Raw genomic sequence first — 26,168 nt, 5'->3', positions numbered from 1 at the left:
GGTGCGCGGACGGGTCAGGCGCTGACGGTGGTGAGTTCGCTGCGTGGTGCCGAGGGCGGGGCCCGCGGTTCCGCAGGGCCGTCGGAACGCTGAGCGGCGGACGGGGCCTGCGCGAGTGCCTGGTCCGGTCCGCCGTGGCTGCGGTGCGACGCCGACTCGGTCGCCGTCGCCGTGATCAGCCCGAGATGCGGGAAGGGGGTCGTATCGGGAGGTGTGCCGCGGACCGCGGGTGTGGTCAGGAGGGCGGCGTGCGGGGCGGGTTGACCCTGCGGATGCCCGCACCAGTCGGCGCCGACCGAAGGGGCGTCGCGCTGCGGCGTCAGGGAGGAGAGCGACGCCGAGGGCGCGAACAGCGTGACGAGCGAGAGCAACGCCGCCGAAGCGAGCGCGAGCACCCACGAGGCGCGTGCGTCCCGGGCGGGCGGGAGGAGCGTGGCGCGCTGCGGCACGGTTGCCTCCCTGCTCGTGCGGTGGACCTGGTCCCGGGGCTGAGATCGGTACTTCGGCGAGCAGGGCGTCCGGTGACTGATCGCCGGGGCGCTGCTTCCACCACCCTATGCAACCGGCGGCGCAGTCGGGGAGGGGCTGCCCCGCGCGGTGGAGTCAACCGAGGTCGGGCAGCGGGCGCCGGGAGACCTCGCGGGCGTCGTCCGGGGCTACCCCCAGCATGCGCAGGACCATCTCGGCCAGGTCGACGCGGCCTCGTCCCCGTCGACCTCCGGGCGGGCAAACCTCAGCTCGACGAGGGAGAGCAGGGTGCCGCCCAGGGCGGCCAGGGCGACGGACGGGTCGAGCGCGGTGAAGCGGCCGGAGGTGACGCCGGCCTCCAGGTCGCGCAGGGCGCGGGGGGGGAGCGTCGCGGCCATCTCCGTCCACGACCGCGGGGAGGATCTCATCAACGCATGACGCGTGCCCACGTCGCCGCAGCCCTAGAACTCCAGGTCGCCGCGACCGGCCCTCCAACGACAAACTCCGCTGGCAGCTCACCTCCAACCAAGCCGAAACCGAGGATCACAAGGGGGCGTTATGCACAGGGTGGAGCTCGCGCGCGGCCGACCAGGCGCTCACTGCGATGCCGGATGACGTGCATGAGGAGATGCTCGCGCTCATCGACTCCGTGGCCGACGCTCGCCAGGTCGGAGCCGGGCCGGATGGCGACGGCCGACGCCGTGCTCCGCGGACGGGCGGGTCACGGGGTCTGTCGCCCCGGAGACCTCCCAGTCGTCGGCCCACCCGATGATGTGGCCACCCACCGCGGCGGCGGCCGCGATGACGTCGCTCCGCCGGCGTTCCGGCGACGACGTGGCCGCCTTCACACGCGACAGGCGCCGCACCCCGAGTAGGCACTTTCCGCATCCGTCATAGGGACGTTCGATCATTTCCAGGTCCGTACCGCTCAAGGTCTCTCCGTATCGAGCACGCAGGGTACGGAGAAGTGGCGGCCACACCCCGGAAGGCGATCCTGGTCAGCCCAGGAAGCTCAACCGGACCTGACGGTCGGGGTTGTCCTGGTTCGTGTCCACCAGACACACCGACTGCCATGTCCCCAGCTCCAGACGCCCCCCGAGCACCGGCAACGTCGCATGCGGCGGCACCAGCGCCGGGAGGACGTGGTCGCGGCCATGGCCGGGGCTGCCGTGGCGGTGCTGCCAGCGGTCGTCGGCCGGGAGCAGGGTGTGCAGCGCGGCCAGCAGGTCGTTGTCGCTGCCCGCGCCCGTCTCCAGGATCGCGATGCCGGCGGTCGCGTGGGGGACGAAGACGTTGAGCAGGCCGTCACGACCGGATGCCGCCTCGCTCAGGAAGCTCTGGACGGCGTCGGTGAGGTCGAAGACCTTCTCGGCCGAACCGGTGGTGACGTTCAGGACACGGGTGGTGAAAGCATCGGACATGGGGCCATCCTCCCTCACTCTCTCCCATTCGCTGATACGCGGCGTCCGCCTTTCGAGACGGCATTGACCGTACGCTGACGATCTGGCTACGTTCAGCGGCATGTTGCGTTCAGCTCTGCTCACCACGCGCGGTCACATCGACCTGCTGCGGGTGGCTTCTGCTGCGTGTCGTCGCGGCTGCTGACGCCCTCTCAGCCTCAGCCCGCTCTCCCCCCTTCGCGTTTCTCTGCCCTGACGCCTTCGCGCGGTTGATTTCACCGTCCCTCGCGTAGGCCCTTCGGGCATCCCTCCCTCCTGCCGTGGAGCACCCACCCATGACCATCAGCCATGCCCCACCGGGCTCCGAGTCCGACATTTCGGATATATCAAAGTCCGACGATCCCGCTCAGGACACCCAAGACGCCCGGTCGGCCGAGCTCGATCTCGTCCCCATCGTCCCCTCTTCCACCCGCCGCGCCCGCGTCCCTCGCTGGCTGCGCCGCACCTCCGGACCCGTCGCCCTCCTCGCACTGTGGCAACTCCTCAGCTCCACAGGGGCGTTGAGCCAGGACATCCTCGCCTCGCCGGGGACCATCGCCGGCGTCGGCCGTGACCTCCTCGGCGACGGTTCGCTGACCTCCGCCATGGGGGTCTCCCTGCAGCGGGTCGCCGTGGGGATGCTGCTCGGCACCGTCGTCGGGATCTCCCTCGCGCTCGTCTCGGGGCTCTTCCGCGTCGGCGAGGATCTCGTCGACGCCAGCGTGCAGATGCTGCGCACCGTGCCCTTCGTCGGGCTCATCCCGCTCTTCATCATCTGGTTCGGCATCGGTGAGGCGCCCAAGGTCGCCATCATCACGCTGGGCGTCACGTTCCCGCTCTATCTGAACGTGTACGCGGGAATCCGCGGGGTCGACTCGCAGCTCATCGAGGCCGGGGAGTCCCTCGGACTCTCGCGGTGGGGGCTCGTGCGCCACGTCATCCTGCCTGGCGCGCTGCCGGGTGCGATGACCGGGCTCCGGTACTCCCTCGGCATCGCCTGGCTCGCCCTCGTCTTCGCCGAGCAGATCAACGCGGACTCCGGGATCGGCTTCCTGATGGTCCAGGCGCGTGACTTCCTGCGGACCGATGTGATCGTCGTCTGCCTGATCGTCTACGCCTTCCTCGGCCTCATCGCCGACTTCATCGTCCGCACCCTCGAAAGGCTGCTGCTGCAATGGCGACCGACGTTCACCGGCCGGTGACCCCCACCACCACCGCGGTCACCGCGGCGCCCGCCCCCACGACGCGGGCCACTTCAGCCGTACGGGTCGAAGGCCTGACCCGCTCCTTCGACGGGCGCGCCGTCATCGATCAGCTCGACCTCGACGTACGCCCCGGCGAGTTCGTGGCGCTGCTCGGGCGCAGCGGCTGCGGAAAGTCGACCCTCCTTCGCATCCTTGCCGGGCTCGACCGGGACATCGAGGGTACGGTCCTCGTGCCGCGCCGCAAGGCCGTCGCGTTCCAGTCGCCCCGGCTCATGCCCTGGAAGCGCGTGTGGCGCAACATCCTGCTCGGCCTCAAGGGGAAGCCCGAACGCGCCGTCGCCGAGCGGGCGTTGGAGGAGGTCGGCCTCAAGCACCGTACGAACGCGTGGCCCAAGACGCTCTCCGGCGGAGAGGCCCAGCGTGCCTCGCTGGCCCGCGCTCTGGTGCGTGAGCCCGATCTGCTGCTGCTCGACGAGCCGTTCGGCGCGCTCGACGCGCTCACCCGCATCAAGGCCCAGCGCCTCGTCGACGAACTGTGGCAGCGGCGCGGCTGCGCCGTCCTGCTCGTCACGCACGACGTCGAGGAAGCCGTACTCCTCGCCGACCGGGTGCTCGTCATGGACGACGGGGTCATCGCGTACGAGACCGAGATCGACATCGAGCGGCCGCGCGGCATCTCCGATCCGCGCTTCGCCGAGCTGCGTGCCGAGCTCCTGCAGCGCTTGGGCGTCGACGCGGACATCGCTGCGGACGTCTCCCCCGAATCCTCACCCGAAGCCGCCGCGGCCTGAACCACCACCCGTATCCCCCTTCCCCGTGAACAGCACGAACAGACCCAACGGACCGAACGGACTCACCATGCGACGACACCTCGCCGCCCCCGCCCTGCTCCTCCCCCCGGCCCTGCTGCTCGCCGCGTGCTCCGGCTCCCCCTCCGCCAGCACCTCGTCCGCGGGTGCGGGCGGCAGGACCGACGGCAAGGGGTCGCTCACCCTCAACGTCGGTGACCAGAAGGGCGGTTCGGAGGCCGTGCTGCGCGCGGCCGGGGAGCTCGACGACCTGAAGTACAAGATCCACTGGTCCACCTTCACCTCCGGGCCGCCCCTCCTGGAGGCGATCAACGCCAAGGCCGTGGACGTCGGAGCCGTCGGCAACACGCCACCCGTCTTCGCCGCCGGAGCGAACTCGAAGATCACCGTCGTGGGCGCGAGCCACGGCACCGCGTCGGGCGAGGCGATCCTCGTCCCGAACGGCTCGTCCCTGAAGAAGGCCGGGGATCTGAAGGGCAAGTCCATCGCCGTGACCCAGGGTTCGTCGGCGAACTACCAGCTGATCGCGTCCCTCAAGAAGGTGGGCCTCGGCCTGAAGGACGTCAAGGTCAAGTATCTGCAGCCCGCCGACGCCCTTGCCGCGTTCACCAGCGGCAAGGTGGACGCCTGGGCCGTCTGGGACCCGTACACCTCGCAGGTCCTCGAGAGCAAGAAGGGCCGCATCCTGACCGACGGCGACGGCCTGGTGAACGGCCTCAGCTTCCAGGTGGCGGCGCCGGGCGCGCTCAAGGACAAGAAGAAGTCCGCGGCGATCGACGACTACCTCAAGCGGCTGCAGAAGGCCCAGGCCTGGGTCTACAAGCACCCGGAGGCGTGGGCGAAGGTCTGGGCGAAGGACACCGGCCTGCCCTACGAGGCCGCACTCGCCGCAGTCAAGCGCAGCAACGGCACACGCGTCCCGGTGGCCGTGGACAAGAACGTGATCACCTCCGAGCAGGAGATCGCGGACACCTTCACCGACCAGAAGCTCATCCCACGCCGCGTCGACTTCGGCGACTTCGTCGACCCCCGTTTCAACGGCGACCTGCCGCCCTCGACCAGCAAGCCGCGCACGTACGAGAAGGAGTCCTGACGATGACCGTCCACCTGAACTGGTTCCTGCCGACCGGCGGCGACGGTCGCACCCTCGTCGACCGGCACGCCTACACCGACGGCGGCGTGAAGCGCTCCCGTGTCACCCCGGTCAGCGGGGTGCGGGCCCCCGACATCGACTATCTGATCCAGATCGCCAAGGCGGCCGAGCAGTTGGGCTTCGAGGCGGTGCTGACCCCGACCGGCACCTGGTGCGAGGACGCCTGGCTGACGACGGTCGCACTGGCCCAGCACACGGAGCGGCTCAAATTCCTGGTGGCGTTCCGGCCCGGCGTCATCTCCCCCGTGCTCGCCGCGCAGATGGCGTCCACGTATCAGCGCATCACGCGCGGGCGCCTGCTCCTGAACGTCGTCACGGGCGGCGACTCGACCGAGCAGCGACGCTTCGGCGACCATCTCGACCACGATCACCGATATGCCCGTACCGATGAGTTCCTGTCGGTCGTACGGGGCGTGTGGGGCGGTAAGCCCTTCGACTTCCGCGGGGAGCACTACGACGTGGAGGGCGGGCTCACCGCGCTGCCGCCGGACCCTCTGCCGGAGGTGTTCTTCGGTGGTTCGTCCGCGGCGGCCGGGCCGGTCGCCGCGCGGCACGCGGATGTGTATCTGACGTGGGGTGAACCGCCGGAGCAGGTCAAGCAGAAGATCGACTGGATTCGTGGGCTCGCCGAGGAGCAGGGCCGCACGGTCCGGTTCGGGATCCGTCTTCACACCATCTCGCGCGACTCGGCCGCCGACGCGTGGGCCACCGCGAACCGGCTGCTCGACGACCTCGACCCGGACACCGTCGCCGCCGCCCAGCAGGCACTCGGCCGCAGCGAGTCCGTCGGCCAGCAGCGGATGCTGGCACTGCACGGCGGCTCCCGGGACAAGCTGGAGATCTCGCCGAACCTGTGGGCGGGCGTGGGTCTCGTACGGGGCGGCGCGGGCACCGCGCTCGTCGGCAGCCACGCGGATGTCGCCGATCGGATCGAGGAGTATCACGCGCTCGGCGTCGAGCACTTCGTCTTCTCGGGCTATCCGCATCTGGAGGAGGCGTACTGGTTCGGCGAGGGCGTGATCCCGGATCTGGCGGCGCGTGGGCTGCTGCCCCGGATTCCGGCCTCGCAGCTGGGCGGGGTGCCCGCGGCGAACGGGCGTCCGGCCTCGGCTCCGGGCGGCGCGCCGCTCCTGGTGGCGGGCGGACGCTGACCCGCACACCGGTGAGGGAAGATCCCGGGCCCCGATGGAGTTAGTAGAAACGTGAACGACATCGGGGCACGGGACACAGCCGCAGACGCTGCCGCAATCGAAACGGCACAAGTGGCGGCGCAAGAAGCCGCACAAGAAGTGGACGCGGTCGTCATCGGCGCCGGGCAGGCGGGCCTGTCCAGCGCCTTCCACCTGCGCAGGGTCGGCTTCGAGCCGGACCGGGACTTCGTCGTCCTCGACCACTCGCCCCGGCCCGGCGGCGCCTGGCAGTTCCGCTGGCCCTCGCTCACGTACGGGAAAGTGCACGGCATGCACCAGCTTCCCGGCATGGAACTGACCGGCGCCGATCCCGCGCGTCCCTCGTCGGAGGTCATCCAGGAGTACTTCGAGGAGTACGAGCGGCGCTTCGATCTGCGGGTGCACCGGCCCGTCGACGTACACCAGGTACGCGAGGGCGACGGCGGGCGGCTGCTTGTCGAGACGTCGGCCGGGACCTGGGCGACCCGCACCCTGATCAATGCCACGGGTACCTGGGACCGGCCCTTCTGGCCGCGTTATCCGGGGCAGGACACCTTCCGTGGACGGCAGTTGCACACGGCCGTCTATCCCGGGCCCGAGGCCTTCGAGGGGCAGCGGGTGATCGTCGTGGGCGGCGGGGCTTCGGGCACCCAGCATCTGATGGAGATCGCTCCGTACGCCGCCGGGACCACCTGGGTCACCCGTCGGCCGCCCGTCTTCCGCGAGGGGCCGTTCGACGAGAACTGGGGGCGCGAGGCCGTCGCCATGGTCGAGGAGCGGGTGCGCCAGGGGCTCGCGCCGCGGAGTGTGGTGTCCGTGACGGGGCTGCCCGTCAACGACGCCGTCCGGCAGGCGCGGGCCGACGGCGTGCTCGACCGGCTCCCGATGTTCGACCGCATCACGCCGAGCGGCGTGGAGTGGGACGACGGGCGGCGCGTCGATGCCGACGTCATTCTCTGGGCCACCGGATTCCGGGCGGCGATCGAGCACTTGGCACCGCTGCGGCTGCGCGAGCCGGGCGGCGGCATCCGGATCGAGGGCACCCGGGCCGCCGCCGACCCCCGTATCCACCTGGTGGGCTACGGGCCGTCGGCCAGCACGATCGGCGCGAACCGTGCAGGGCGGGCGGCGGTGCGGGACATTCAGCGGCTCCTGGCGGACGCACCGGATGCTGCAGTCGCGCCGGTCACGGTGTGACGCGAGGGTGCCGGTCGGCTCAGGGCGCCGGGACGTTCTCCAGGCTCCTGTACGGGCGATAGCGCGGCACGTCGAGCCGGGAGTGAGCCGGAGTGACGCCGTCAAGGGTGCCGATCACGGTGCGCAACTCGTTCGTACCGCCGTCATCGGCGAAGCGCCGCCAGGCCGCCATGTCCTGCCACTCCACGTAATTGAGGACCCGTCGGCCGTCCTTGCTCGCATGGAAGTGCGCCCCCAGCAGCCCTGCCGGACGGATCCGCTCCAGAATGCCGATGACCGCGTCACTCAGGGCGCGCTGGCCGTCCGGCCCCCGCGTATCGAAGGTGGGCGTGACAAGCACCCCCGGACGCAGGGACGCGCTCTCCCGCGGGGCGTAGCTGCGGTACAGCGCATAGCGCACGAGGCCGGGGCGCTCGATGCCCGGGAGTGTCTCGTCGATCTTGCCGATGGCGACGGGCCGCCGGTCGCGTACCCAGTCCCGGTGGGCGTCGTCGTCCGTCCACTGGGCGTAGTTGAGGACGTGTGAGCCGTCCTCGCTCAGGAACGTGGTGAGCGAGAGCATCGCGTCCGGGCGTTCCTGGCGTTCCCACTCCTCGATCACGAGGTCGGCGGCGCGGCGCTGGACGTCCGGCGCCGGCACGATCCAGGAGCTGACGAGGATCGTGCCGGCGTCCGCGCGCCGGACGTCGGGGAACGGTGCGGATATCGGTGCGAGCATGGTCGGTCCTCCCAGAGCCTGCGATGGGGTCAAGGCAGACACTCACACCTCAAGTGCGATCGAGGTCAAGGGAAAACTCCCGGGCTCCTGGCTGTCCTGGCCGCGCTGTCCTGGCCGCCTTGGCCGTCCTAGCTGTCCCGACTGTCCCGCTGCTTCTCGTCCCCGCCCTTGCCCTTGTTCTTGTTGAACTCCGCCACGTTCTTCTGCTGCTCCTCGAAGCTCGAAGTGAAGCGGGTGTCCCCCGGCTTCACCGTCACGAAGTAGAGCCAGTTGCCCTGCGCCGGGCTGGTCGCCGCGCGCATCGCGTCCTCGCCGGGGTTACCGATCGGGGTTGGGGGCAGGCCCATCCGCGTATAGGTGTTGTAGGGGTTGTTGATCTTTGTGTCGCGGTCGCGGGTGTTGAGCGTCGAGCGGTTCAGGGCGTAGTTGATCGTCGAGTCCATCTGCAGGGGCATGCCCTGGTCGAGTCTGTTGTAGATGACGCGGGCCACCTTGCCCATGTCCGCCTTGGAGCCCGCCTCGGCCTCGATCATGCTGGCGATGGTGACGGTCTGGTAGACGTTCACGGCGTTGCGGTTGGCGCCCGCGGTGACCTGGTTGCCGCTGAACTTCTTGGTGGACGTGTTCACCATGTACGACAGCACGGACGCGGGAGTCGCCTTGTCGCCGATGGGATACGTGGCCGGGAAGAGATAGCCCTCGGGGTTTCCGCCCGCGTCACTGGGGAGTTTGAGATCGGCCTTGGGAATGGCCTTCTTCGTGGTGCCGGTCGGCACGCCGAGGGCCTTGTCGACAGCCCCGTACACCTGGCCCGAACGCCAGCCCTCCGGGATGGTCAGCGACTCGGGGCGTCCGCTGTCGTCCGGGAGCAGCAGCGGTACCGCCAGGGCGGTGACCGCCGCGACGGCTCCGGTCGCGATCAGGGCGATCCGGCCCCGACGCGTCAGTCGAATCGTGCCCCGGCGCGGAGTCTTGGTCTGCAGCATGCAGGCACATTATCCTGCAAATCCCGACATTCGGTGGATATCGTCATGTCGCGGGCTCCAGCTGGGCGTCTCTGCGTACCAGGGCGGCGTAACGTCCGTCCTTCTCCAGGAGCTCCTCGTGGGTGCCGCGCTCAACGGCACGGCCCGCATCGAGGACCACGATCTGGTCGGCGCCGCGGACCGTGGAGAGCCGGTGGGCGATGGTGAGTGTCGTCCGGTCGGCGGACAGGGCGTCGATGGCTTCCTGCACGGCGCGCTCGGTGTGCGTGTCGAGGGCGCTTGTCGCTTCGTCCAGGATGAGCACGGGCGGATCGCGCAGGATCGTACGGGCGATGGCCAGGCGCTGCTTCTCGCCTCCGGAGAAACGGTGGCCGCGCTCGCCGACCACCGTGTCGTACCCGTCGGGCAGGGACGCGATGTGGTCGTGGATCTGGGCGGCGCCTGTGGCGGCGACCAGTTCCTCGTCCGTGGCGTCGGGCTTGGCGAAGCGCAGGTTCTCGGCGACCGACGCGTGGAAGAGATACGTCTCCTGGGAGACGACGCCGACCGCCCGGGCCAGCGTGTCGAAGTCCAGGTCGCGCACGTCGACGCCGTCGATCGTGACGCGCCCGCCCGTCACGTCGTAGAGCCGCGGGACGAGATAGCTGAGGGTCGACTTTCCCGAGCCGGTGGGGCCGACGACGGCCAGGCTGCCTCCGGCGGGGACGGTGATGTCGATGCCGTCGAGGATCGGGCGGCCGACGCCGTCGTCCCCGTCGTAGCGGAATTCGACGTCCTCGAAGCGGACTTCGCCCTTGACCTTGTCCAGGCGCACCGGGTGCTCGGGCTCGGTGATGTCGATGGGCAGGTCCAGGTACTCGAAGATGCGCTGGAAGAGCGCGAGCGAGGTCTGGATCTGTACGCCGGTGGAGAGCAGGCTGACGGTGGGCCGGAACAGGCCCTGCTGGAGCGAGACGAAGGCGACGAGCGTGCCGATCGAGACCGTCGGGCCGCCCAGCTGGAAGGCGAGGCCCGCGGTCCAGTAGATGACGGCGGGCATGGCGGCCATGACGATCGAGATGACGGCCATGCGCCAGCGCCCCGCCATGTTCGAGCGGACCTCCAGGTCGACAAGGCGCTCGGACTCGTCGGAGAAGGTCCTGGTGAGCGAGTCGGAGCGGCCCATCGTGCGGCCGAGCAGGATGCCGCTGACGGAGAGCGACTCGGTGACCGTTGCGGCCATCGCGGCCATCTGCTTCTGCCGCAGCGTGGCTATCTTCTTGCGCTCGCGGCCGACCCGGCGACTGATCCACACGAAGACGGGCAGCAGGAGCAGCGAGACGACCGTCAGGCGCCAGTCGAGGGCGAGCATCGCGACGATCGTGGCGATCACGCTGGTGAGGTTCGAGACCAGGGAGGTGGCGGTGGAGGTGACCGTCGCCTGCATGCCGCCGATGTCGCTGGCGATGCGGGACTGGACCTCACCGGTGCGGGTCCTGGTGAAGAAGGCGAGCGACATGCTCTGCAGGCGGCCGTAGACGGCGGTGCGCAGGTCGTGCATGACGCGCTGCCCGACCGTCGTGCTGATCAGGGTCTGCAGGACGCCGAAGACGCTGGTGACGACCGCGCTGAGGATCATGCCGAGGGCGAGCAGGCTCAGCAGGCCCGTCCGCCCCTGCGGGATCGCGGTGTCGAGGATCTCCTTCAGCAGGAAGGGGGTGGCGACCGAGACCAGGGATGCGGCGCCGACGAGCAGGCCGACGATCGCGAGGCGGGCGCGGTAGGGACGGAAGAGGCGCAGGATGCGGCGGATCTGCCGCGGCTGCTCCTCCTGGCCGGGGGCCGGGGGCTGCGGTGTCCACTTGGGTTCGTCGTGACGCATGGGCTCCTACGGGAGGTGAGACGGCAGCCGGCGCACACGTGGGCCGGCGGGGGCAACCGGCACACGGGCCGGTGAGGACGGTCGGCGGCCGGTCGACGATGGGTGTCGGGATACGGCCGATGACGATTGAGGGAGCATAGCTCACTGTTACCTATACTCACAATGCACTAGGTCCTGATAATGTTCCCGCATGAACACCCCGGACGCCGACGGACTGCTCGCCGAACAGCTGCTGCGGCTGACCCGCAGGCTGCACCGCATCCAGAAGCGCCATCTGATGCCGACCGGCATCACCCCGGCCCAGTCCCGCCTCCTTCGCACCCTCGTGCACTACGACACGCCGCCGCGCATGGCCGACCTGGCCCAGCGCCTCGAAGTGGTCCCGCGCGCAGTGACGAGCCTGGTGGACGGCCTGGAGGCCAGTGATCTCGTGCGCCGCGTCCCCGATCCCACCAATCGCCGGGTGATCCGCATCGAGCTCACGGACGCGGGACACAAGGCTTTCGGGGAGTTGCGCAGCGCGCGTCTGGCCGCCGCGGAGGACATCCTGGCTCCACTGGACGCCGAGCAGCGCGAGCAGCTCGGCGGCCTGCTGAACGCGCTGTTCGATGTGCCGGACGTCCGTCGCTGCTGAGTCGCTGCTGAGTCGCTGTTGAGGAGAGTTCATGCCGTTGCTTGAGCCCACGCCGGAAGCCCTGCGCCCCGCGTCGCGACCGGAGGGCCCGGCCCACGACCGGGTGCCGGACCGGCAGGCCAAGGGCACGCCCGAACCGCTGCGCTCGGAGCTGTCCGCACTCCTCGGCGCGGACAAGGTCCTGACGAAGATCTCCGACCTCGTGCGGTACGCCTCCGACGCGAGCCCCTACCGCTTCGTGCCGCAGGTCGTGGTCGTCGCCGAGGACATCGACGACGTCTCCGCCGTCCTGTCGTACGCGCACGGCAGGAGCCGCGAGGTCGTCTTCCGTGCGGCGGGCACCTCGCTCAACGGCCAGGCCCAGGGCGAGGACATCCTGGTCGACGTGCGCAAGCACTGGGCGGGCGTCGAGGTCATCGGCGACGGCGAGCAGGCGCGCATCGCTCCCGGGACGACCGTTCTGCGGGCCAACGCCACGCTCTCCCGGCACGGGCGCGTCCTCGGCCCGGACCCGGCGAGCGCCATCGCCTGCACGATCGGCGGGGTCGTCGCGAACAACGCCTCCGGGATGACGGCGGGCACCACCCGCAACTCGTACCGCACGGTGGCCTCGCTGACCTTCGTCCTGCCGACGGGCACGGTCGTCGACACGGCCGAGCCGGACGCCGACGAGCAGCTCGCGCATGCCGAACCAGCTTTGTGTGAGGGCCTGTTGGCCATCAAGCGGGAGATCGAGGCGGACAAGGAGCTCACGGCCCGCATCCGTGCCAAGTACGAGATCAAGAACACGAACGGCTACCGCCTCGACGCGTTCCTGGACGGTGCGACACCCGTCGAGATCCTGCGCGGTCTGATGGTCGGCTCCGAGGGCACATTCGGGTTCATCTCGGAGGTCGTCTTCGACACGCTGCCGCTGGACCGGCAGGTCACGACGGCCCTCCTCTTCTTCCCGTCGCTTCCCGCAGCGGCGGCTGCCGTCCCGCTGTTCAACGAGGCGGGCGCGCTGGCCGTCGAGCTGATGGACGGCAACACCCTGCGCGCGTCGACCAGCGTCGCGGGGGTGCCCGCCGACTGGGGGCGGCTCCCGAAGTCGACGGCCGCGCTCCTGGTGGAGTTCCGCGCACCGGACGAGGCGCGCCAGGAGGCGTACGAAGCGGCGGCCGCCAAGGTCGTCGAGGGGCTCGAACTCGTCACGCCGGTCTCCTCGGTGACGAACGCCTTCACGCGTGATCCGAAGACGATCGGCGGCTACTGGAAGGCCCGTAAGGCGTTCGTGACGGCGGTCGGTGGCTCTCGGCCCTCCGGGACGACACTGATCACCGAGGACTTCGCGGTGCCGCCGTCGCGGCTCGCCGACGCCTGCGAGGCCCTCCTCGAACTGCAGACGCGGCACGGCTTCGACGCGGCCGTCGCGGGGCATGCCGCGCACGGCAATCTGCACTTCCTGCTCGCCTTCGACGCGGGCCTTCCGGCGGACGTGGAGCGCTACGCCGCGTTCATGGACGACTTCTGCCGACTGACCGTCGAGCGCTTCGACGGCTCGCTCAAGGCCGAGCACGCGACGGGACGCAACATCGCCCCGTTCCTGGAGCTCGAATGGGGCACGAAGGCCACGGAGTTGATGTGGCGCACCAAGCAGGTCATCGACCCGGACTGCGTGCTCGCGCCGCGCATCGTCCTCGACCGCGACCCGAAGGCCCACCTCCGTGGCCTGAAGACCATCCCCAAGGTGGAGCTGATCGCGGACCCCTGCATCGAATGCGGCTTCTGCGAACCCACCTGTCCCAGCGAGGACCTGACGACCACTCCGCGCCAGCGGATCGTGCTGCGCCGCGAGATGATGCGCCAGACACCCGGTTCCCCGGTCGAGGACGGACTCGTCGAGGCGTACGGATACGACGCCGTGGACACCTGCGCCGGCGACTCGACCTGCAAGCTGGCCTGCCCGGTGGGCATCGACACGGGCGCCCTGATGAAGGATTTCCGCCGCGCACGGCACTCGCCGCGCGAGGAGAAGGTGGCCGCCTTCACCGCCAAGAACTTCAAGGCGGTCGAGGCCGCCGCAAGGCTCGCGGTAGGCGCCTCGAGCCGCATCAGCGACCGGCTCCTGACCACGGTGACGCGCACCGCGCGCAAGGCCGTCCGCCCCGATCTGGTTCCCGAGTGGCTGCCGGACATCCCGGGAGCCGCCGCCCGCAAGCTGCCGCGCACCCCACGCGTGGGCGCGAGCGCCGTCTACTACCCGGCGTGCGTCAACCGCATCTTCGGAAGCCCCGGTGACCGCTCGCTGCCTCAGGCCGTGGTCGCCGTCTCCGCGCGCGCGGGGCGGCCCGTCTGGATTCCTGACGATGTCGCGGGGACGTGCTGCGCCACGATCTGGCACTCCAAGGGGTACGACGAGGGCAACACGGTGATGGCCAACCGCATCGTCGAGGCGGCCTGGGGCTGGACGGCGGGAGGCAGGCTGCCCCTGGTGGTGGACGCCTCGTCCTGCACGCTCGGCATCGCGCACGAGGTCATGCCCTATCTCACCGCCGACAACCGGCAGTTGCACCGGGAGCTGACCGTCGTCGACTCCCTCGTCTGGGCCGCGGACGAGCTGCTCCCCCACCTGACCGTGCACCGCACGGTCGGCTCCGCCGTCCTGCACCCCACCTGCTCGATGAGCCATCTCGGCGACGAGGCTCAGCTGCGCGCGGTCGCCGAGGCCTGCGCGGACGAAGTGGTGGTCCCGGACGACGCGGGCTGCTGCGCCTTCGCCGGTGACCGCGGCATGCTGCACAAGGAGCTGACCGAGTCGGCCACCCGTAAGGAGGCGGCGGAGGTCACCGCCCGCGCCTTCGACGCGCACCTCTCGGCGAACCGCATGTGCGAGGTGGGCATGGACCACGCCACGGGCCGCGCCTACTACTCCGTACTCCTGGAGCTGGAGCGCGCGACGCGTCCGTGAGTAACTGAGTAACGGCGTCCCAGAAACGAGGCTCCCGAGACCGGACGCGAAATAAATCCAACTCCCTGGCCACTTCAGTCCCTTGCGCCACGCCTCTCCCCCTATCAGGGTTGCATCCGTTCCAGCGCAGGCATCCAAGCCACGGAGGTCCGATGCACGACGAGCACGCGATACCGAACTTTGACGAGTCCGACCACTCCGCTACGTCTACTGAGTCCGCGACCCCTGATGACCTTGCCGACGGTGCGTCCCGCCGCGCCGTGCTCCGCACCGCGGGCCTCGCCGGGGCCGGGCTCGGCCTAGGTGCCCTCGCGGGCGGCACGGCCCACGCCGACGCCCCGCAGGGTGCGCCCACCGCGCCCGCCGCCGCTGCCTCGGCTGCCGAGGCGCCGCCGCGCAAGGGCAAGACCATGGTCGGCGTACCGTTCGAGCGGCGCTCCACTGTGCGTGTCGGCATCGTCGGGCTCGGCAATCGCGGCGGCAGCATGATCGATCTTTTCCTGGCGATCCCGGGAGTGCGGGTCGTCGCGCTCTGCGACCCGGTCAAGGACAAGACCGCGGCCGCCGCGAAGAAGGTCACCGCCGCGGGCCAGCCCGCCCCGGCGACGTACACCAAGGGCGATCACGACTTCGAGAACCTGTGCAAGCGCGGGGACATCGACTTCGTGTACGTGGCTACGCCCTGGGACTGGCACTTCGACATGGCCAGGACGGCGATGCTGAACGGCAAGCACGTCGGCGTGGAGTGTCCCATCTCGCTCCAGCTCGACCAGCTGTGGGAACTGGTCGACCTCTCCGAGCGGACCCGCAGACACTGCATGCAGTTGGAGAACTGCTGTTACGGCAAGAACGAGATGCGTGTCCTGCGCATGGCCCACGCGGGGAAGTTCGGCGATCTGCTGCACGGCGCCGGCGCGTACAACCACGACCTGCGCGGCCTGATGTTCGACCCGGACTACTACGAAGGTCCGTGGCGGCGCCTGTGGCACACGCGGCTGCGCGGCGACCTCTACCCCAACCACGGCTTCGGCCCGGTCTCCAATTACATGGACATCAACCGTGGCGACCGCGTCACGCACATCTCCAGCTTCGGCACGCCGGCCCTCGGTCTGGCCGAGTACCGCAAGGCGCACATGCCCGCGGGCGACCCGAGCTGGAAGGAGACGTACATCGAGAGTGACCGCACGATCAGCCTCGTCCAGACGGCGAAGGGGCGGGTGATCCGTCTGGAGCACGACGTCTCGACCCCCCACCCCTACAGCCGCATCAACAGCCTCGGCGGTACCAAGGGCGTCTTCGAGGACTATCCCGAGCGCATCTACATCGAGCCGGACCACACGAACGACGAGTGGGGCGACTTCGGCAAGTACGCCGCTGACTTCGACCACTGGCTGTGGAAGGAGCACTCCAATCCGCCGGGCGGGCACGGCGGCATGGACTACATCATGATCTTCCGTCTGATGCAGACCATGCAGCTCGGCCTCGTGCCCGACTTCGACGTCTACGACGCCGCGACCTGGACGTCGCCCGTCCCCCTGAGCCATCTGTCGATCAAGGCGAAGGGCGCGCCGCAGGCGATCCCGGACTTCACTCGCGGTCTGTGGAAGAAGGCTCGGCCGGGAGTGGACTCGGAGAAGCCGCAGGCGTAGCAGACGTAGCAGGCGTAAGGGTCTTGGGCCCGGCGGTGCCTTCATCGGCGCTGCCGGGCTCCTCCTCGACCGGTTGCCCGGTTGCCTGCATCTGTTCCGGTACGAAGGCGATCTCTCCGGAGAGGACCTTCTTGGCCCGCGCCGTGTCCAACGCGCCCTCCCAGCGCGAGACCACGAAAACGGCGACACAGTTGCCGAGCAGGTTCGTGGCGACGCGCATGGCGTCCATGATGCGGTCCACCCCGAGCAGCAGGGCGACCGCGCCCGCGGGGATGACCCCGAGCGCGGAGGCGGTCGCGGACAGCGCGAGAAACGCCGAACCGGGAACGCCCGCCATGCCCTTGCTGGTCAGCATCAGGACGAGGACGACCGTGATCTGCTGGCCCAGACTCAGGTCCACTCCCACGGCCTGCGCGATGAACAACGTACCGATGGAGAGGTAGATCGAGGCGCCGTCGAGGTTGAAGGAGTACCCCGTCGGCAGGACGAGACCCACCGCGTCGTCGCGGCAGCCCGCCTGGCGCAGCTTCTGCATCATCCGCGGCATGACGGCCTCGCTGGAGGCCGTGCCGAGCGCGAGCAGCATCTCCTCGCGCGTGTAACGGACGAACTTCCACAGACTCAGGCCGGTCAGCGCCTTCAGGGCGACGCCGAGCAGGACGAGGAAGATCAGGGCGACCGCGTAACAGACACCGATGAGCTTGCCGTACGTCGACAGGGCGCCGATGCCGTACTCCCCCACCAGATGCGCGGTGGCACCGAAGACGGCGAGCGGAGCCAGCTTCATGATGAAGCCGACGATCGCGAAGACGATCTCCTGACCCTGCTCGATGGCGGGCAGGATCGCGGGGACCTTCGTGTTGCCGAGATGCAGCAGGGCCGCGCCCACCAGGCAGGACAGGACGAGGACTTGGAGCAGCGAGTTCTCGGCGAAGGCGCCGATGGCGCTGTCGGGCAGCGAGTGCAGGAGGAACTCACTGGTCGATGGCAGCTCACCGCCGCCGGTCTTCGCGTCGACGGCGGACGCGTCGAGTTTGGAGGGGTCTACGTTCATTCCGGTGCCGGGGCTGACGAGGTTCCCGGCGAGCAAACCCACGACGAGGGCGACCGTGGTCGCGACCTCGAACCAGATGAGGGCCTTGATCCCGATGCGGCCGAAGGCCTTGAGGTCTCCGGCCTTGGTGATTCCGGCGACGACCACGCAGAAGACGAGCGGGGCGATCATCGCTTTGATGAGACGTACGAAGCCGTCGCCGAGCGGTTGGACGGCGGTGCCCGCATGGGGCCACAGCCGTCCGACGAGGACTCCGATCACCAACGCGCAGGCGACCTGCGCGAACAGTGAGGTTCGCAATGTGCGTGCTACGCGTCGCGGTATGGACGGTACGGACTGCGGCACGGGCACTCCTGTAGTGAGGCTTCAGTTAACTTCTGCCATACGGAAAATTCTTTCCGCGAGGCGTCACTATGGCGGAGTGAGTGCTTCTGCAAAAGACCTACAGATCACATCGGCGTAAATCTTGGATCATGCTCCAAATCGCCGAATCGGAGCGATGGGTTCCGGAGTTGGAGGAGGAGGGTTCCGGAGTCGAGGAGAAGGGCTCAGGAGTCGAGGAGAAGGGCTCCGGAACGCTTCAAGGGGCGGCCGGGGTCACGAAGGCGGCTCCGGAGAGCACCCTCCATGCCTCGGCCACCCCTTGGAGGGACAGCGCCCGGCCGGTCCGTCAGCAGCGCAGCCTGTTCGCCGTCAGAGCCCCCTGCTCGGTGGCCAGCGTGCGGTCGTAGCATCCGCCGTCGCCGTACACGCGGTAGCGCTCACGGGACGTACCGACGGCGTGCCGGTCCTCGCGGGGGACGTCGACGGTGTACGTGGCGTCGCCGTCGTAACGGTCGTCGGTCACCGAACGAGTGCGGCGGCCGTCGTGCGTGATCACGGTTTCCGCGCGGTCGCCGAGGGAGATCTCGGTGCGCAGCCGGTCACCGGCGCCGAGTGTCGTCGTACCGTCCATCGTGTACGTCCGGTCGGTGCGGGTCGCGCGTCCGTCCGTGGTGACCGTCTCGCGGTCCGTCCAGGTCGACTTGAGCGCGTCGGTCGACTCACCCTCGGTCCAGCGGTGGACGGAGGCGTTGGCGAGCGCGCGGCTGACGGTCGTCTTGACACGGCCGTGGGAGGTGTCGACGTATCCCGAGACACTGAGCCGGTGGCTGCCCCTGGTGTCGAGACGGTGCTCTCGTTCGGGCGAACCGGGCCTGTACGTCGCCTTGTTGGCGAGGTCGCCCGCCGTGCGCCCGGTCAGCTTGCCGGAGACGTGCTCGCTCTTCTCGTCCTGCCAGACAAGGATGTTGGTCGGTGTGTGCCAGCCGGCCGTCGCCTCCGGCCTGCCCGCGACGGACACCTCCACCTGGTGCTCACGGCCGTCGTTGAGCAGCCCGGCGAAGGGCGTCAGGTCGTACTCGATGGGCTTGATGTCGAAGGCACGGGGACCCGGAATCACGTACCACAGGAAGGGGTTGGACCAGCCGCCCGTCCACACGGTCGGGAACGGCGTGGCGATACCGGCGAGTTGACCGTCGACCGTGACCTGCACCTCGCGGTAGGGCCCGTCCTCGGCCTTGCAGGAGTACGGAGCCGCGTCCGGGACCGTCAGATACCAGTACTCCTCGCAGCCGCCGCCGGAGCCCGTCGCGTAGACCTCGGCGACGATGCGCTCGCTGTTGCGCGGGGTGGTGAGGGCGGTGCCGTCGCCCAGCGGAAGGACGCGGTCGGGTGGTGTCTGCTGCTTGTGCTTCGCGCCCTTCTCGGGCTTCTCGCCCTTCTCGGGCTTCTCAGCCTTCTCAGCCTTCTCAGCCATTTTCGCGGCGTAGAAGGTCAGGGTCGCCTTCACGTCGATGACACCCGTGTACGTCTCGTTGACGACGTTCCCGATGAGCATCTCGACCCGCTGGTCGCGTCCCAGGGTCTCTCGGTAGCGCGTGACGTCCTTCTCCACGGACCAGGTGATGCCGTCGACGGACGGCTCCGGAGTGGACGTACGGAAGACTTCGACGCCGCCTATGCGGAGATAGCCGAGGCGGTCGTACTGCCGCCCCTTGACCTTGCCGTCGAGGCGCAGGACCACCTTGCCCCAGTCACCCGCGCCGCACTTGCCGGGCGGGCTGTAGGCGCCTTCATAGGGCGTGAAATCCTTGAACTGCGCCTCGGCGAGGGCCATTTCGCACGACTTGGTGTGCGGCTTCGGGACGGGCGGGGCGGCCGTGATCGGGTCGTGCCAGTCGTTGCCGAACTCCGGTGGTGGCGTGTCGGCCACTGCCGGGCCCGCGCTGAAGAGTGTGCTCGCCGCGAGGGTGACCCCGGCGAGCATGGACATGACGCGTCTTCTCATGGGGGATTTCTAGCCCGGAGAAGTCGCGCGGGCTAGCCCTTCAGGTTCCCCTTGTCGCCCATCACCACGACCGGGTGCTGCTTCGGGTCGAGCTTCTTCAGGAGATACTCCATGCCCGTCTTCGACAGACTCACGCAGCCCGACGTGCCGCTGCCGTGGTCCATGTGCAGCCAGATGCTGCCGCCCTTGGACTGGCCCTGGGGGCGGGTCGGGTCGTTGGGCGGTGTGCCCTTGGCACGGTTGTAGTCGATGGCGATGACGTAGTCGAAGTCGTGCCAGTGCGACTTGGACCAGTAGTGCGGCGCCTGCATCGAGGCACTCTCGGTGTACGGGAGTCCGGCGCCGGGATCCGCGAGGACACCGCCCGCGTCGGTGAGCGTGTAGACGCCGACCGGGCTGCGCTTGTCGTTCTCGCGGTGGTCGGTGGTCCAGCCCTTCTTGCCGTTGTGCGCGGCCCAGCTACGGGTCTTGTCCCATGTCGAACCGGACTTCGTGTACAGGACGACGGTGGACTTCGCCGAGTCCTCGCCCTCCCCGTAGACCGCGACGACCTGCCGGGAGTTCTTGGGAATCTCGCTCTGGAGGCGGTCGCCGACGTCGGGGATGCTCTTGAGGTCGGTCGTCGCCGACGGCTCGGCCCTGTTCGCCTGGTCCGTGCCCGCGTCACCCTTCGCCCCGTCGTCCGTGCTTTCGCAGGACGTCAGAAGAACACCGCAGGCCGCGAAGGCAGCCACCGCTCGCACCGCACCAGCTATACGCATCCGTCCATGGTCGCACCCGGATCACGTGAGCCGTCCCGACGCTCGGCCGCGGGCGGAGAAGGGGCCGAATCTTTACTCACCGACGGAAAATCGTTTGCTTCGCACCACCGTCCGAGGCGAACCTTTCACCGCCTGTTACCGCTGCTTGTCACCTGTTTCGCTGTGCCTGTTCACCACCGTCCGTTCACGCCGGCATGCTCCGCCGAACCGACGGTCCGCTTCTCCGACCCGACCCGACCCCGACCCCGACCCTGGGACGTCACACGTCATGCAGATTCGCGATCTTCCGTTCACCGACCCGGGCATGCCGGATGCCCGCTCGGGACCTCACTTCCTGCGCTGGCTCGGACGCAACCAGCTCGGCGGCCAGCTGAAGTCCCTTGTCTGGGGTCTCCTGCACTTCGGCTCCATCGCGGTGCTCCCGTACCTCGTCGGCTACGCCGTGCAGGCCGTGATCGACCGCTCCGGAGGGCGCCTCGCCCTCGCGGGCGCGGTGATGGCGCTGTTCGGCGTGGCCATCGCCCTGGGCGACACCATGCTGCACCGCACGGCGGTCACCAACTGGATCACCGCCGCCGCCCGCGTCCAGCAGCTCCTGGCCCGCAGGACCGCGCAGCTCGGCTCGGCGCTCACGCGGCGCGTCGCCGCCGGTGAGGTGGTCGCGGTCTCCACCGGTGACGTCGAGAAGATCGGCTGGTTCGTGGAGGCGGTCTCGCGGTTCGCGGCGGCCGCGCTCACGGTCCTGCTCGTCTGCGTGGGCGTCGTCATCTACCAGCCCGCTCTCGGCATCGTCGTCGCGGTGGGCGTCCCGGTGCTCGCGCTCGCCGTACTGCCTCTGCTGCCGCGCGCCACCCGGCGGGCCGACCACCAGCGGGAGAAGGCAGGGCGTGCGACCGAACTGGCGTCGGACACCGTGGCCGGGCTCCGGGTGCTGCGGGGCATCGGCGGCGAGGAACTCTTCCTCGACCGTTACCGCCGCGCCTCGCAGGAGGTGCGTACGGCCGCCGTGCGCAGCGCCCGGATGTGGGCGGTGATCTCGGCGGTCCAGGTGCTGCTGCCGGGGCTGCTCCTCATCGTGGTCGTCTGGCACGGTGTGCACCTGGCCCGCGAGGGCCGGATCACCGTCGGCGAGCTGGTCACCGTCTACAGCACGGTCACGCTGCTGACCTATCCCTTGCGGCACTTCGAAGAGATCGCGATGGCCTACAGCTTCTCGCGTCCCTCGGCCAAGCGCGCCGCCCGCGTGCTCTCGCTCCAGCGCACGGCGCATGTCGCGGGCGGGCTACCGGACGACACCGCCCCGGCCGATGGCGGGCAGCGGGACGGCACGACCTCGGCCGGTGGCGGGCAGCGGGACGACGTGGAAATCCCCTCCGGCGATCTCTACGACCCGGTGAGCGGGCTCCTCGCCCCCTCGGGCCGTCTGACCGCAGTCGTGTGCGGCGACCCGGACGAGGCGGGGCGGCTCGCCGAACGCCTCGGCGGGCACGCGGCGTTCGACGACGCGGAGAAGCTGCCGTCCGTACTGCTCGGCGGGGTACCGCTCGACGAGGTGCCGCTGGTCACCGCCCGCACCGCCGTCCTCGTACAGGACAAGGACCCGGTCCTGCTCTCCGGCACGCTCCGAGGGCTTCTCGACGTACCGGCGTCGGGAGCGGTGGACGCCGACGAGGCTCTGGAGGCCGCGCAGTGCGCGGACGTCCTGGACGCCCTCGCGCAGGCTTCGGTCGACGAGGCCCCGCTGGACGCCCATGTCACGGAGCGCGGGCGCTCCCTGTCGGGCGGGCAGCGGCAACGGCTCGCGCTGGCCCGCTCGTTGGTCACCGACCCCGGCGTCCTCGTGCTCGACGAGCCGACTTCCGCCGTCGACTCGCACACCGAGGCACGGGTCGCCGAGGGCATCAAGGGGCTGCGCAAGGGGCGTACGACCGTGGTCCTCACGTCGTCGCCGCTGCTCCTCGACCGGGCCGAACGCGTCGTCTTCCTCCATGAGGGCGAGGTCGTGGCGGTGGGCGAACACCGCACGCTCGTGCACAGCGAGCCGCGCTACCGGGCGGTCGTGACGCGCGAGACGGACGAGGAACGGGCGCCGGAGGCGCTCACCGGCACAGCGACCGACACAGCGACCGGCACAAGGACCGACATAGAGATCAACATCGGCATCGACATCGAGGAGACGGCATGATCGGCCTGGCGCCACCGGAGTACGACCCGGCGGCCCCGACCACCGCGGACACCCTGCCCGTCGGCGCGCCCGCGACGGTCGGAGCCTACGTACGCGAGCTTGTCAGGCGGCACCGCCGGGCCTTCGCCCTGCTCATCACGGTCAACACCTGCGCCGTGGTCGCCTCCATGGCCGGTCCCTACCTTCTCGGCGATCTGGTCGAGAGCGTCACGGACAGCGCTCGCGACCTCCATCTGGGGCGCACCATCGGGCTCTTCACCGTCGCCCTTCTCGTCCAGGCCGTCTTCGTCCATCAGGTGCGGCTGCGCGGCGCGATGATCGGTGAGCGGATGCTGGCGGATCTGCGCGAGGACTTCCTCGTGCGTTCGGTCGGGCTGCCGCCGGGCGTCCTCGAGCGGGCCGGGACGGGAGATCTGCTGTCGCGGATCACCACGGACGTCGACCGCCTCGCGAACGCCATGCGGGAGGCGGTACCGCAGCTCGCGATCGGCGTGGTGTGGGCCGCTCTGCTCATCGCCGGTCTCGCCGTCACCGCGCCGCCGCTGGCGCCCGCGATCCTCGTCGCCGTGCCGCTCCTTGTCGTCGGCTGCCGCTGGTACTTCAAGCGGGCGCCCTCCGCCTACCGTTCGGAGGCCGCCGGGTACGCCGCGGTGGCCGCCGCCCTCGCCGAGACCATCGACGCGGGGCGCACGGTGGAGGCGCACCGGCTCGGTGAGCGCCGCGTGGAGCTGTCGGAGCGCCGCATCAAGGAGTGGACGGCGTGGGAACGCCACACTCTCTACTTGCGCTCCGTCCTCTTCCCGGTCATCACCTTCACCCATACCCTCGTGCTCTGCTCCGTCCTGATGATCGGCGGCGTGTTCGTCCTTCAGGGCTGGATCGGCGTCGGCCAGCTGGCCACGGGTGCCTTGATCGCGCAGATGCTCGTCGACCCGCTGGGCATCATCCTGCGCTGGTACGACGAGCTGCAGGTCGCCCAGGTCTCACTCGCCCGGCTCGTGGGCGTACGGGACATCGAACCGGACGCGGGCGAGGGCTCTGTCACTCCTGACGGACGCGATGTGCTCGCGGACGACGTGCACTTCGGCTACCGCGCGGGGGTCGACGTCCTTCGGGAGGTGTCGCTCGCCGTCGAACCGGGTTCGCGGGTCGCTCTGGTCGGCCCGTCCGGCGCGGGCAAGTCCACGCTCGGCAGGCTGCTCGCCGGGATCTACGCACCACGCAACGGTCACGTGACGTTGGGCGGCGCGGAGCTTTCGGCCATGCCCGCGGAGGAGGTCCGCGCCCACGTGGCCCTGGTCAACCAGGAGCACCATGTCTTCGTGGGCTCCCTGCGCGACAACCTGCTGCTCGCCAGGACAGGGGCGCGGGACGCAGAACTGTGGGCGGCGCTCGGCGCGGTCGACGCGGACAGCTGGGCGCGGGCTCTGAGCGAGGATCTCGACACCGAGGTGGGCTCGGGCGGCTTCGCCCTCACCCCTGCGCAGGCCCAGCAGATCGCACTGGCCCGCCTCGTACTCGCCGACCCGCACACGCTGGTCCTCGACGAGGCGACTTCTCTCCTCGACCCGCGCGCGGCACGCCACCTGGAGCGCTCCCTCGCCCGCGTCCTGGACGGCCGCACCGTCGTGGCCATCGCCCACCGGCTGCACACCGCGCACGACGCGGACGTCATCGCGGTGGTCGAGAACGGCCGGATCAGCGAGCTGGGCAGCCACGACGAGCTGGTGGGGGCGGGGGGTGCGTACTCGGCGCTCTGGCGGTCCTGGCATGGATAGGTCGTCTCGGGCAGTGGGCGAGGGGCTGGGTCGGGGGCGGGGTCACGGGCACGGGCACGGGCAGGGGCAGGGCCGGGGCCTGGGTCCGTCCAGCTTTACGCCTGGCGTATCGCATCAAGCGCTGCTGAGTCGCCTGCTGCCAGAGGAAACGGTGGCCGAACTGCCCTTCGTTGAGGGCCAGTTCCACCTTGTGGTGAACGGTAAGGATCGGGTGGTGCGCTTCGCCCGCACCGAGGCGGCAGCGGCCCGGCTGACCGCGCGGGCGGCTGCCCTGCGTGTGCTCGCCGGGCTCGACCTCGGTTTCCGCACGCCCGAGCCCCTGCTCACCGGCGGCGCGCACGGCACGGACGAGCCGCCGTACCTGGTCCTCAGCCGGGTCCCCGGAGCGCCGCTGCCGGATGGCGCACTGGCACGCCCCGAGGTGGCCGCGTCGGTTGCGGCGCAGTACGCCACGCTGCTGACCGGCCTCGCCGGGGCGGGCACCGACGAGGCCGTACGGGCGGCGCTGCCGCATACGCCCGAGGACGCGTGGCGGCTCTTCGCGGCGGACGTCCGCGCCGAGCTGTTCGGCCTCATGTCGGACGCCGGGCGTTCTCGTGCCGAGCGGGAGCTCACGGCGCTCGACGGCCGCCCCCACAACACCGGGGCGGTCGTGCACGGTGACCTCGGCGGGGAGAACGTGCTGTGGGAGGACGCCGACGGGTGGCCTCGGCTCAGCGGCGTGGTCGACTGGGACGAGGTCGCGCTCGGCGACCCGGCAGAGGACCTCGCGGCCATCGGCGCCAGCTACGGCGAGGCACTCCTGCATCGGGTGCTCGCGCTGAGCGGCCGGCCGAAGGCGGATGACGGAGTGGCCGAACGTGCCGCCACCATCCGCGGCACGTTCCCCTTGCAGCAGGCGCTGTCCGCGTATCGCGACGGCGACGAGGAGGAGCTCGCAGAGGGACTGGCGGGGTACGTGTGAGGGACGGCGGGGTGCGCGTAAGGGACCACACCCCGCCCCCCTCAGATGAAGTTGAGCGCGGCCGCGCCCCCCACTCCTCCGAGCAGCATGAAGACCGGCATCAGCACCTTCAGCTCGATCCAGCTGCCCGCCCGGAACCGCATCAGCTTCGGCGGCCCGATGGGGTACCAGCGCTTGCGGCCGATGGGGATGGGCCAAAGGATCGGGCAGCCGGAGACCGTGAGCGCGTCCCCGAGGTCGTGCACCAGGGCGCCGAGCACGATCGGAAGACCCAGCCACAGATATTCCTGGCCCGGCGCGGTGAACAGCCAGTCCGCGCCGTTCCCGGGCTTGTCCAGGACTCCGGCGAGAATCCAGGCGCTCGTCGCGGCGAGCAGCCAGACCAGCACATCGCTGCTCGAACCCCGCGCGGCACGCCACAGCAGGCCCTCGATGGCGAGCACCATGTGGATGAAGAGCAGGGCGAGGACCGCCCAGCGGCCGCCGAAGATGGCGAGGGCCGAGGAGCCCGCACCGATGAGGACGGCCCACAGCCAGGTGTGCGTCAGCGTGCGGTGCCCGCCGGCTCTGCGCGGGTCGCCCTGCTTGCGCGTCGCCTTGTAGACGGCCGCCGAGAGCTTGTCGACGATCTCGCACAGACCTCTGGATACGGGTCCGAAGGCCCGCGAGATGGTCGCCGATTTGTGGTCGAGGTCGGGCGCCAGCGCGGCCCCGGCGCAGATCAAGGCTCCGACCAGGAGGACCGGCCAGGGCATCGTGTGCCCCGCGGCTGTCGCGGCCGCTCCGACGCCCAGCCAGGCCGCCGCTCCCGACAGTGAGTGTGCCGGACCCATCATGGCTTTTCCCCGCCCCATTTCCG

21 protein-coding genes and 1 pseudogene are annotated in these 26,168 nt (G+C 70.0%); 12 read left to right on the top strand and 10 right to left on the bottom strand.

Features of this window, described 5'->3' with window-relative positions; all coding sequences use genetic code 11:
• Nucleotides 1–14: 14 nt before the first annotated feature.
• The 3 genes and pseudogenes from ACWFRJ_RS04190 to ACWFRJ_RS04180 form a co-directional block, all read right to left on the bottom strand.
• Nucleotides 15–449 carry a hypothetical protein gene (locus ACWFRJ_RS04190; protein WP_453524632.1) on the bottom strand — a complete coding sequence of 145 codons (435 nt, stop codon included), beginning with the start codon at nucleotides 447–449 and terminating at the stop codon, nucleotides 15–17.
• Nucleotides 450–603: 154 nt separating this feature from the next.
• Nucleotides 604–854: pseudogene (locus ACWFRJ_RS04185) on the bottom strand (TetR/AcrR family transcriptional regulator); the annotation flags it as partial.
• A 612-nt stretch (nucleotides 855–1,466) separates the two neighbouring features.
• On the bottom strand, nucleotides 1,467–1,889 hold the full coding sequence (locus ACWFRJ_RS04180) for a secondary thiamine-phosphate synthase enzyme YjbQ (protein ID WP_389910736.1): 423 nt from the start codon (nucleotides 1,887–1,889) through the stop codon (nucleotides 1,467–1,469).
• A gap of 100 nt (nucleotides 1,890–1,989) precedes the next feature.
• Here ACWFRJ_RS04180 and ACWFRJ_RS04175 point away from each other — a divergent pair, with 100 nt between their 5' ends.
• The 6 genes from ACWFRJ_RS04175 (at nucleotide 1,990) to ACWFRJ_RS04150 (ending at nucleotide 7,440) form a co-directional block, all read left to right on the top strand.
• Complete coding sequence (locus ACWFRJ_RS04175) at nucleotides 1,990–2,073, top strand: putative leader peptide (protein ID WP_349817350.1); 84 nt, start codon at nucleotides 1,990–1,992, stop codon at nucleotides 2,071–2,073.
• Nucleotides 2,074–2,203: 130 nt separating this feature from the next.
• Complete coding sequence (locus tag ACWFRJ_RS04170; protein WP_453524631.1) at nucleotides 2,204–3,109, top strand: ABC transporter permease; 906 nt, start codon at nucleotides 2,204–2,206, stop codon at nucleotides 3,107–3,109.
• Nucleotides 3,082–3,903 (top strand): ABC transporter ATP-binding protein, encoded by an 822-nt coding sequence (locus ACWFRJ_RS04165; protein ID WP_453524630.1) that lies wholly within the window; start codon nucleotides 3,082–3,084, stop codon nucleotides 3,901–3,903. Before ACWFRJ_RS04170 ends, ACWFRJ_RS04165 begins: the two co-directional genes overlap by 28 nt.
• Nucleotides 3,904–3,970: 67 nt before the next feature.
• Nucleotides 3,971–5,014: an ABC transporter substrate-binding protein gene (locus ACWFRJ_RS04160; protein ID WP_453524629.1), complete on the top strand. Its 1,044-nt coding sequence runs from the start codon at nucleotides 3,971–3,973 to the stop codon at nucleotides 5,012–5,014.
• A gap of 2 nt (nucleotides 5,015–5,016) precedes the next feature.
• Nucleotides 5,017–6,225, top strand: a complete 1,209-nt coding sequence (locus tag ACWFRJ_RS04155; protein ID WP_453524628.1) for an LLM class flavin-dependent oxidoreductase — start codon at nucleotides 5,017–5,019, stop codon at nucleotides 6,223–6,225.
• Nucleotides 6,226–6,336: 111 nt separating this feature from the next.
• Nucleotides 6,337–7,440 (top strand): NAD(P)-binding domain-containing protein, encoded by a 1,104-nt coding sequence (locus tag ACWFRJ_RS04150; protein ID WP_453524627.1) that lies wholly within the window; start codon nucleotides 6,337–6,339, stop codon nucleotides 7,438–7,440.
• Nucleotides 7,441–7,459: 19 nt separating this feature from the next.
• On the opposite strand, the gene ACWFRJ_RS04145 is transcribed toward ACWFRJ_RS04150, so the two are convergent.
• From ACWFRJ_RS04145 to ACWFRJ_RS04135, 3 genes are all read right to left on the bottom strand, one after another.
• A complete protein-coding gene (locus tag ACWFRJ_RS04145; protein ID WP_453524626.1) occupies nucleotides 7,460–8,158 on the bottom strand; it encodes an antibiotic biosynthesis monooxygenase in 699 nt (232 codons plus the stop codon).
• Between the two features lie 128 nt (nucleotides 8,159–8,286).
• Nucleotides 8,287–9,141: an endolytic transglycosylase MltG gene (gene mltG, locus ACWFRJ_RS04140; protein ID WP_453525063.1), complete on the bottom strand. Its 855-nt coding sequence runs from the start codon at nucleotides 9,139–9,141 to the stop codon at nucleotides 8,287–8,289.
• 46 nt (nucleotides 9,142–9,187) lie between these two features.
• Nucleotides 9,188–11,005 (bottom strand): ABC transporter ATP-binding protein, encoded by a 1,818-nt coding sequence (locus ACWFRJ_RS04135; RefSeq protein ID WP_453524625.1) that lies wholly within the window; start codon nucleotides 11,003–11,005, stop codon nucleotides 9,188–9,190.
• Between the two features lie 190 nt (nucleotides 11,006–11,195).
• Between ACWFRJ_RS04135 and ACWFRJ_RS04130 the strand changes: the two genes are divergently transcribed.
• From ACWFRJ_RS04130 to ACWFRJ_RS04120, 3 genes are all read left to right on the top strand, one after another.
• On the top strand, nucleotides 11,196–11,639 hold the full coding sequence (locus ACWFRJ_RS04130) for a MarR family winged helix-turn-helix transcriptional regulator (protein WP_453524624.1): 444 nt from the start codon (nucleotides 11,196–11,198) through the stop codon (nucleotides 11,637–11,639).
• Nucleotides 11,640–11,670: 31 nt separating this feature from the next.
• The gene (locus ACWFRJ_RS04125; RefSeq protein WP_453524623.1) at nucleotides 11,671–14,589 is read left to right on the top strand and encodes an FAD-binding and (Fe-S)-binding domain-containing protein; all 2,919 of its coding nucleotides are present in this window, start codon (nucleotides 11,671–11,673) and stop codon (nucleotides 14,587–14,589) included.
• 152 nt (nucleotides 14,590–14,741) lie between these two features.
• Entirely contained in the window at nucleotides 14,742–16,238 is a 1,497-nt protein-coding gene (locus tag ACWFRJ_RS04120) for a Gfo/Idh/MocA family protein (protein ID WP_453524622.1), read from the top strand.
• Here ACWFRJ_RS04120 and ACWFRJ_RS04115 read toward each other — a convergent pair.
• The 3 genes from ACWFRJ_RS04115 to ACWFRJ_RS04105 all read right to left on the bottom strand — a co-directional run bounded on the left by ACWFRJ_RS04115 (nucleotide 16,177) and on the right by ACWFRJ_RS04105 (nucleotide 20,382).
• On the bottom strand, nucleotides 16,177–17,637 hold the full coding sequence (locus ACWFRJ_RS04115; RefSeq protein WP_453524621.1) for a cation:dicarboxylate symporter family transporter: 1,461 nt from the start codon (nucleotides 17,635–17,637) through the stop codon (nucleotides 16,177–16,179). The two genes, ACWFRJ_RS04120 and ACWFRJ_RS04115, sit on opposite strands and share 62 nt — an antisense overlap.
• Nucleotides 17,638–17,962: 325 nt before the next feature.
• Nucleotides 17,963–19,621 (bottom strand): peptide-N4-asparagine amidase, encoded by a 1,659-nt coding sequence (locus ACWFRJ_RS04110; RefSeq protein ID WP_453524620.1) that lies wholly within the window; start codon nucleotides 19,619–19,621, stop codon nucleotides 17,963–17,965.
• A gap of 32 nt (nucleotides 19,622–19,653) precedes the next feature.
• Entirely contained in the window at nucleotides 19,654–20,382 is a 729-nt protein-coding gene (locus tag ACWFRJ_RS04105; protein ID WP_453524619.1) for a L,D-transpeptidase family protein, read from the bottom strand.
• Between the two features lie 268 nt (nucleotides 20,383–20,650).
• Here ACWFRJ_RS04105 and ACWFRJ_RS04100 point away from each other — a divergent pair, with 268 nt between their 5' ends.
• The 3 genes from ACWFRJ_RS04100 (at nucleotide 20,651) to vph (ending at nucleotide 25,309) form a co-directional block, all read left to right on the top strand.
• Nucleotides 20,651–22,567 carry an ABC transporter transmembrane domain-containing protein gene (locus tag ACWFRJ_RS04100; protein ID WP_453524618.1) on the top strand — a complete coding sequence of 639 codons (1,917 nt, stop codon included), beginning with the start codon at nucleotides 20,651–20,653 and terminating at the stop codon, nucleotides 22,565–22,567.
• A complete protein-coding gene (locus ACWFRJ_RS04095) occupies nucleotides 22,564–24,345 on the top strand; it encodes an ABC transporter ATP-binding protein (protein WP_453524617.1) in 1,782 nt (593 codons plus the stop codon). The genes ACWFRJ_RS04100 and ACWFRJ_RS04095 overlap by 4 nt, the downstream gene beginning before the upstream one ends.
• 79 nt (nucleotides 24,346–24,424) lie before the next feature.
• Nucleotides 24,425–25,309: a viomycin phosphotransferase gene (gene vph, locus ACWFRJ_RS04090; RefSeq protein WP_453525062.1), complete on the top strand. Its 885-nt coding sequence runs from the start codon at nucleotides 24,425–24,427 to the stop codon at nucleotides 25,307–25,309.
• A 41-nt stretch (nucleotides 25,310–25,350) separates the two neighbouring features.
• On the opposite strand, the gene ACWFRJ_RS04085 is transcribed toward vph, so the two are convergent.
• Complete coding sequence (locus ACWFRJ_RS04085) at nucleotides 25,351–26,145, bottom strand: metal-dependent hydrolase (RefSeq protein ID WP_389910778.1); 795 nt, start codon at nucleotides 26,143–26,145, stop codon at nucleotides 25,351–25,353.
• Nucleotides 26,146–26,168 lie beyond the last annotated feature (23 nt).

This window comes from Streptomyces sp. NPDC055239 (genome assembly GCF_053606205.1).
This window is presented reverse-complemented; position numbering and strand designations above follow the sequence as displayed.

Bases quoted from the DNA above. Each gene is read 5' to 3' on its own strand.
- ACWFRJ_RS04095 (WP_453524617.1), top strand. From the start codon at position 22,564: ATGATCGGCCTGGCGCCACCGGAGTACGACCCGGCGGCCCCGACCACC.
- ACWFRJ_RS04120 (WP_453524622.1), top strand. From the start codon at position 14,742: ATGCACGACGAGCACGCGATACCGAACTTTGACGAGTCCGACCACTCC.
- ACWFRJ_RS04085 (WP_389910778.1), bottom strand. From the start codon at position 26,145: ATGATGGGTCCGGCACACTCACTGTCGGGAGCGGCGGCCTGGCTGGGC.
- ACWFRJ_RS04100 (WP_453524618.1), top strand. From the start codon at position 20,651: ATGCAGATTCGCGATCTTCCGTTCACCGACCCGGGCATGCCGGATGCC.
- ACWFRJ_RS04110 (WP_453524620.1), bottom strand. From the start codon at position 19,621: ATGAGAAGACGCGTCATGTCCATGCTCGCCGGGGTCACCCTCGCGGCG.
- ACWFRJ_RS04105 (WP_453524619.1), bottom strand. From the start codon at position 20,382: ATGCGTATAGCTGGTGCGGTGCGAGCGGTGGCTGCCTTCGCGGCCTGC.
- ACWFRJ_RS04160 (WP_453524629.1), top strand. From the start codon at position 3,971: ATGCGACGACACCTCGCCGCCCCCGCCCTGCTCCTCCCCCCGGCCCTG.
- ACWFRJ_RS04170 (WP_453524631.1), top strand. From the start codon at position 2,204: ATGACCATCAGCCATGCCCCACCGGGCTCCGAGTCCGACATTTCGGAT.
- ACWFRJ_RS04155 (WP_453524628.1), top strand. From the start codon at position 5,017: ATGACCGTCCACCTGAACTGGTTCCTGCCGACCGGCGGCGACGGTCGC.
- ACWFRJ_RS04145 (WP_453524626.1), bottom strand. From the start codon at position 8,158: ATGCTCGCACCGATATCCGCACCGTTCCCCGACGTCCGGCGCGCGGAC.
- ACWFRJ_RS04130 (WP_453524624.1), top strand. From the start codon at position 11,196: ATGAACACCCCGGACGCCGACGGACTGCTCGCCGAACAGCTGCTGCGG.
- ACWFRJ_RS04165 (WP_453524630.1), top strand. From the start codon at position 3,082: ATGGCGACCGACGTTCACCGGCCGGTGACCCCCACCACCACCGCGGTC.
- ACWFRJ_RS04180 (WP_389910736.1), bottom strand. From the start codon at position 1,889: ATGTCCGATGCTTTCACCACCCGTGTCCTGAACGTCACCACCGGTTCG.
- ACWFRJ_RS04135 (WP_453524625.1), bottom strand. From the start codon at position 11,005: ATGCGTCACGACGAACCCAAGTGGACACCGCAGCCCCCGGCCCCCGGC.
- ACWFRJ_RS04175 (WP_349817350.1), top strand. From the start codon at position 1,990: ATGTTGCGTTCAGCTCTGCTCACCACGCGCGGTCACATCGACCTGCTG.
- ACWFRJ_RS04125 (WP_453524623.1), top strand. From the start codon at position 11,671: ATGCCGTTGCTTGAGCCCACGCCGGAAGCCCTGCGCCCCGCGTCGCGA.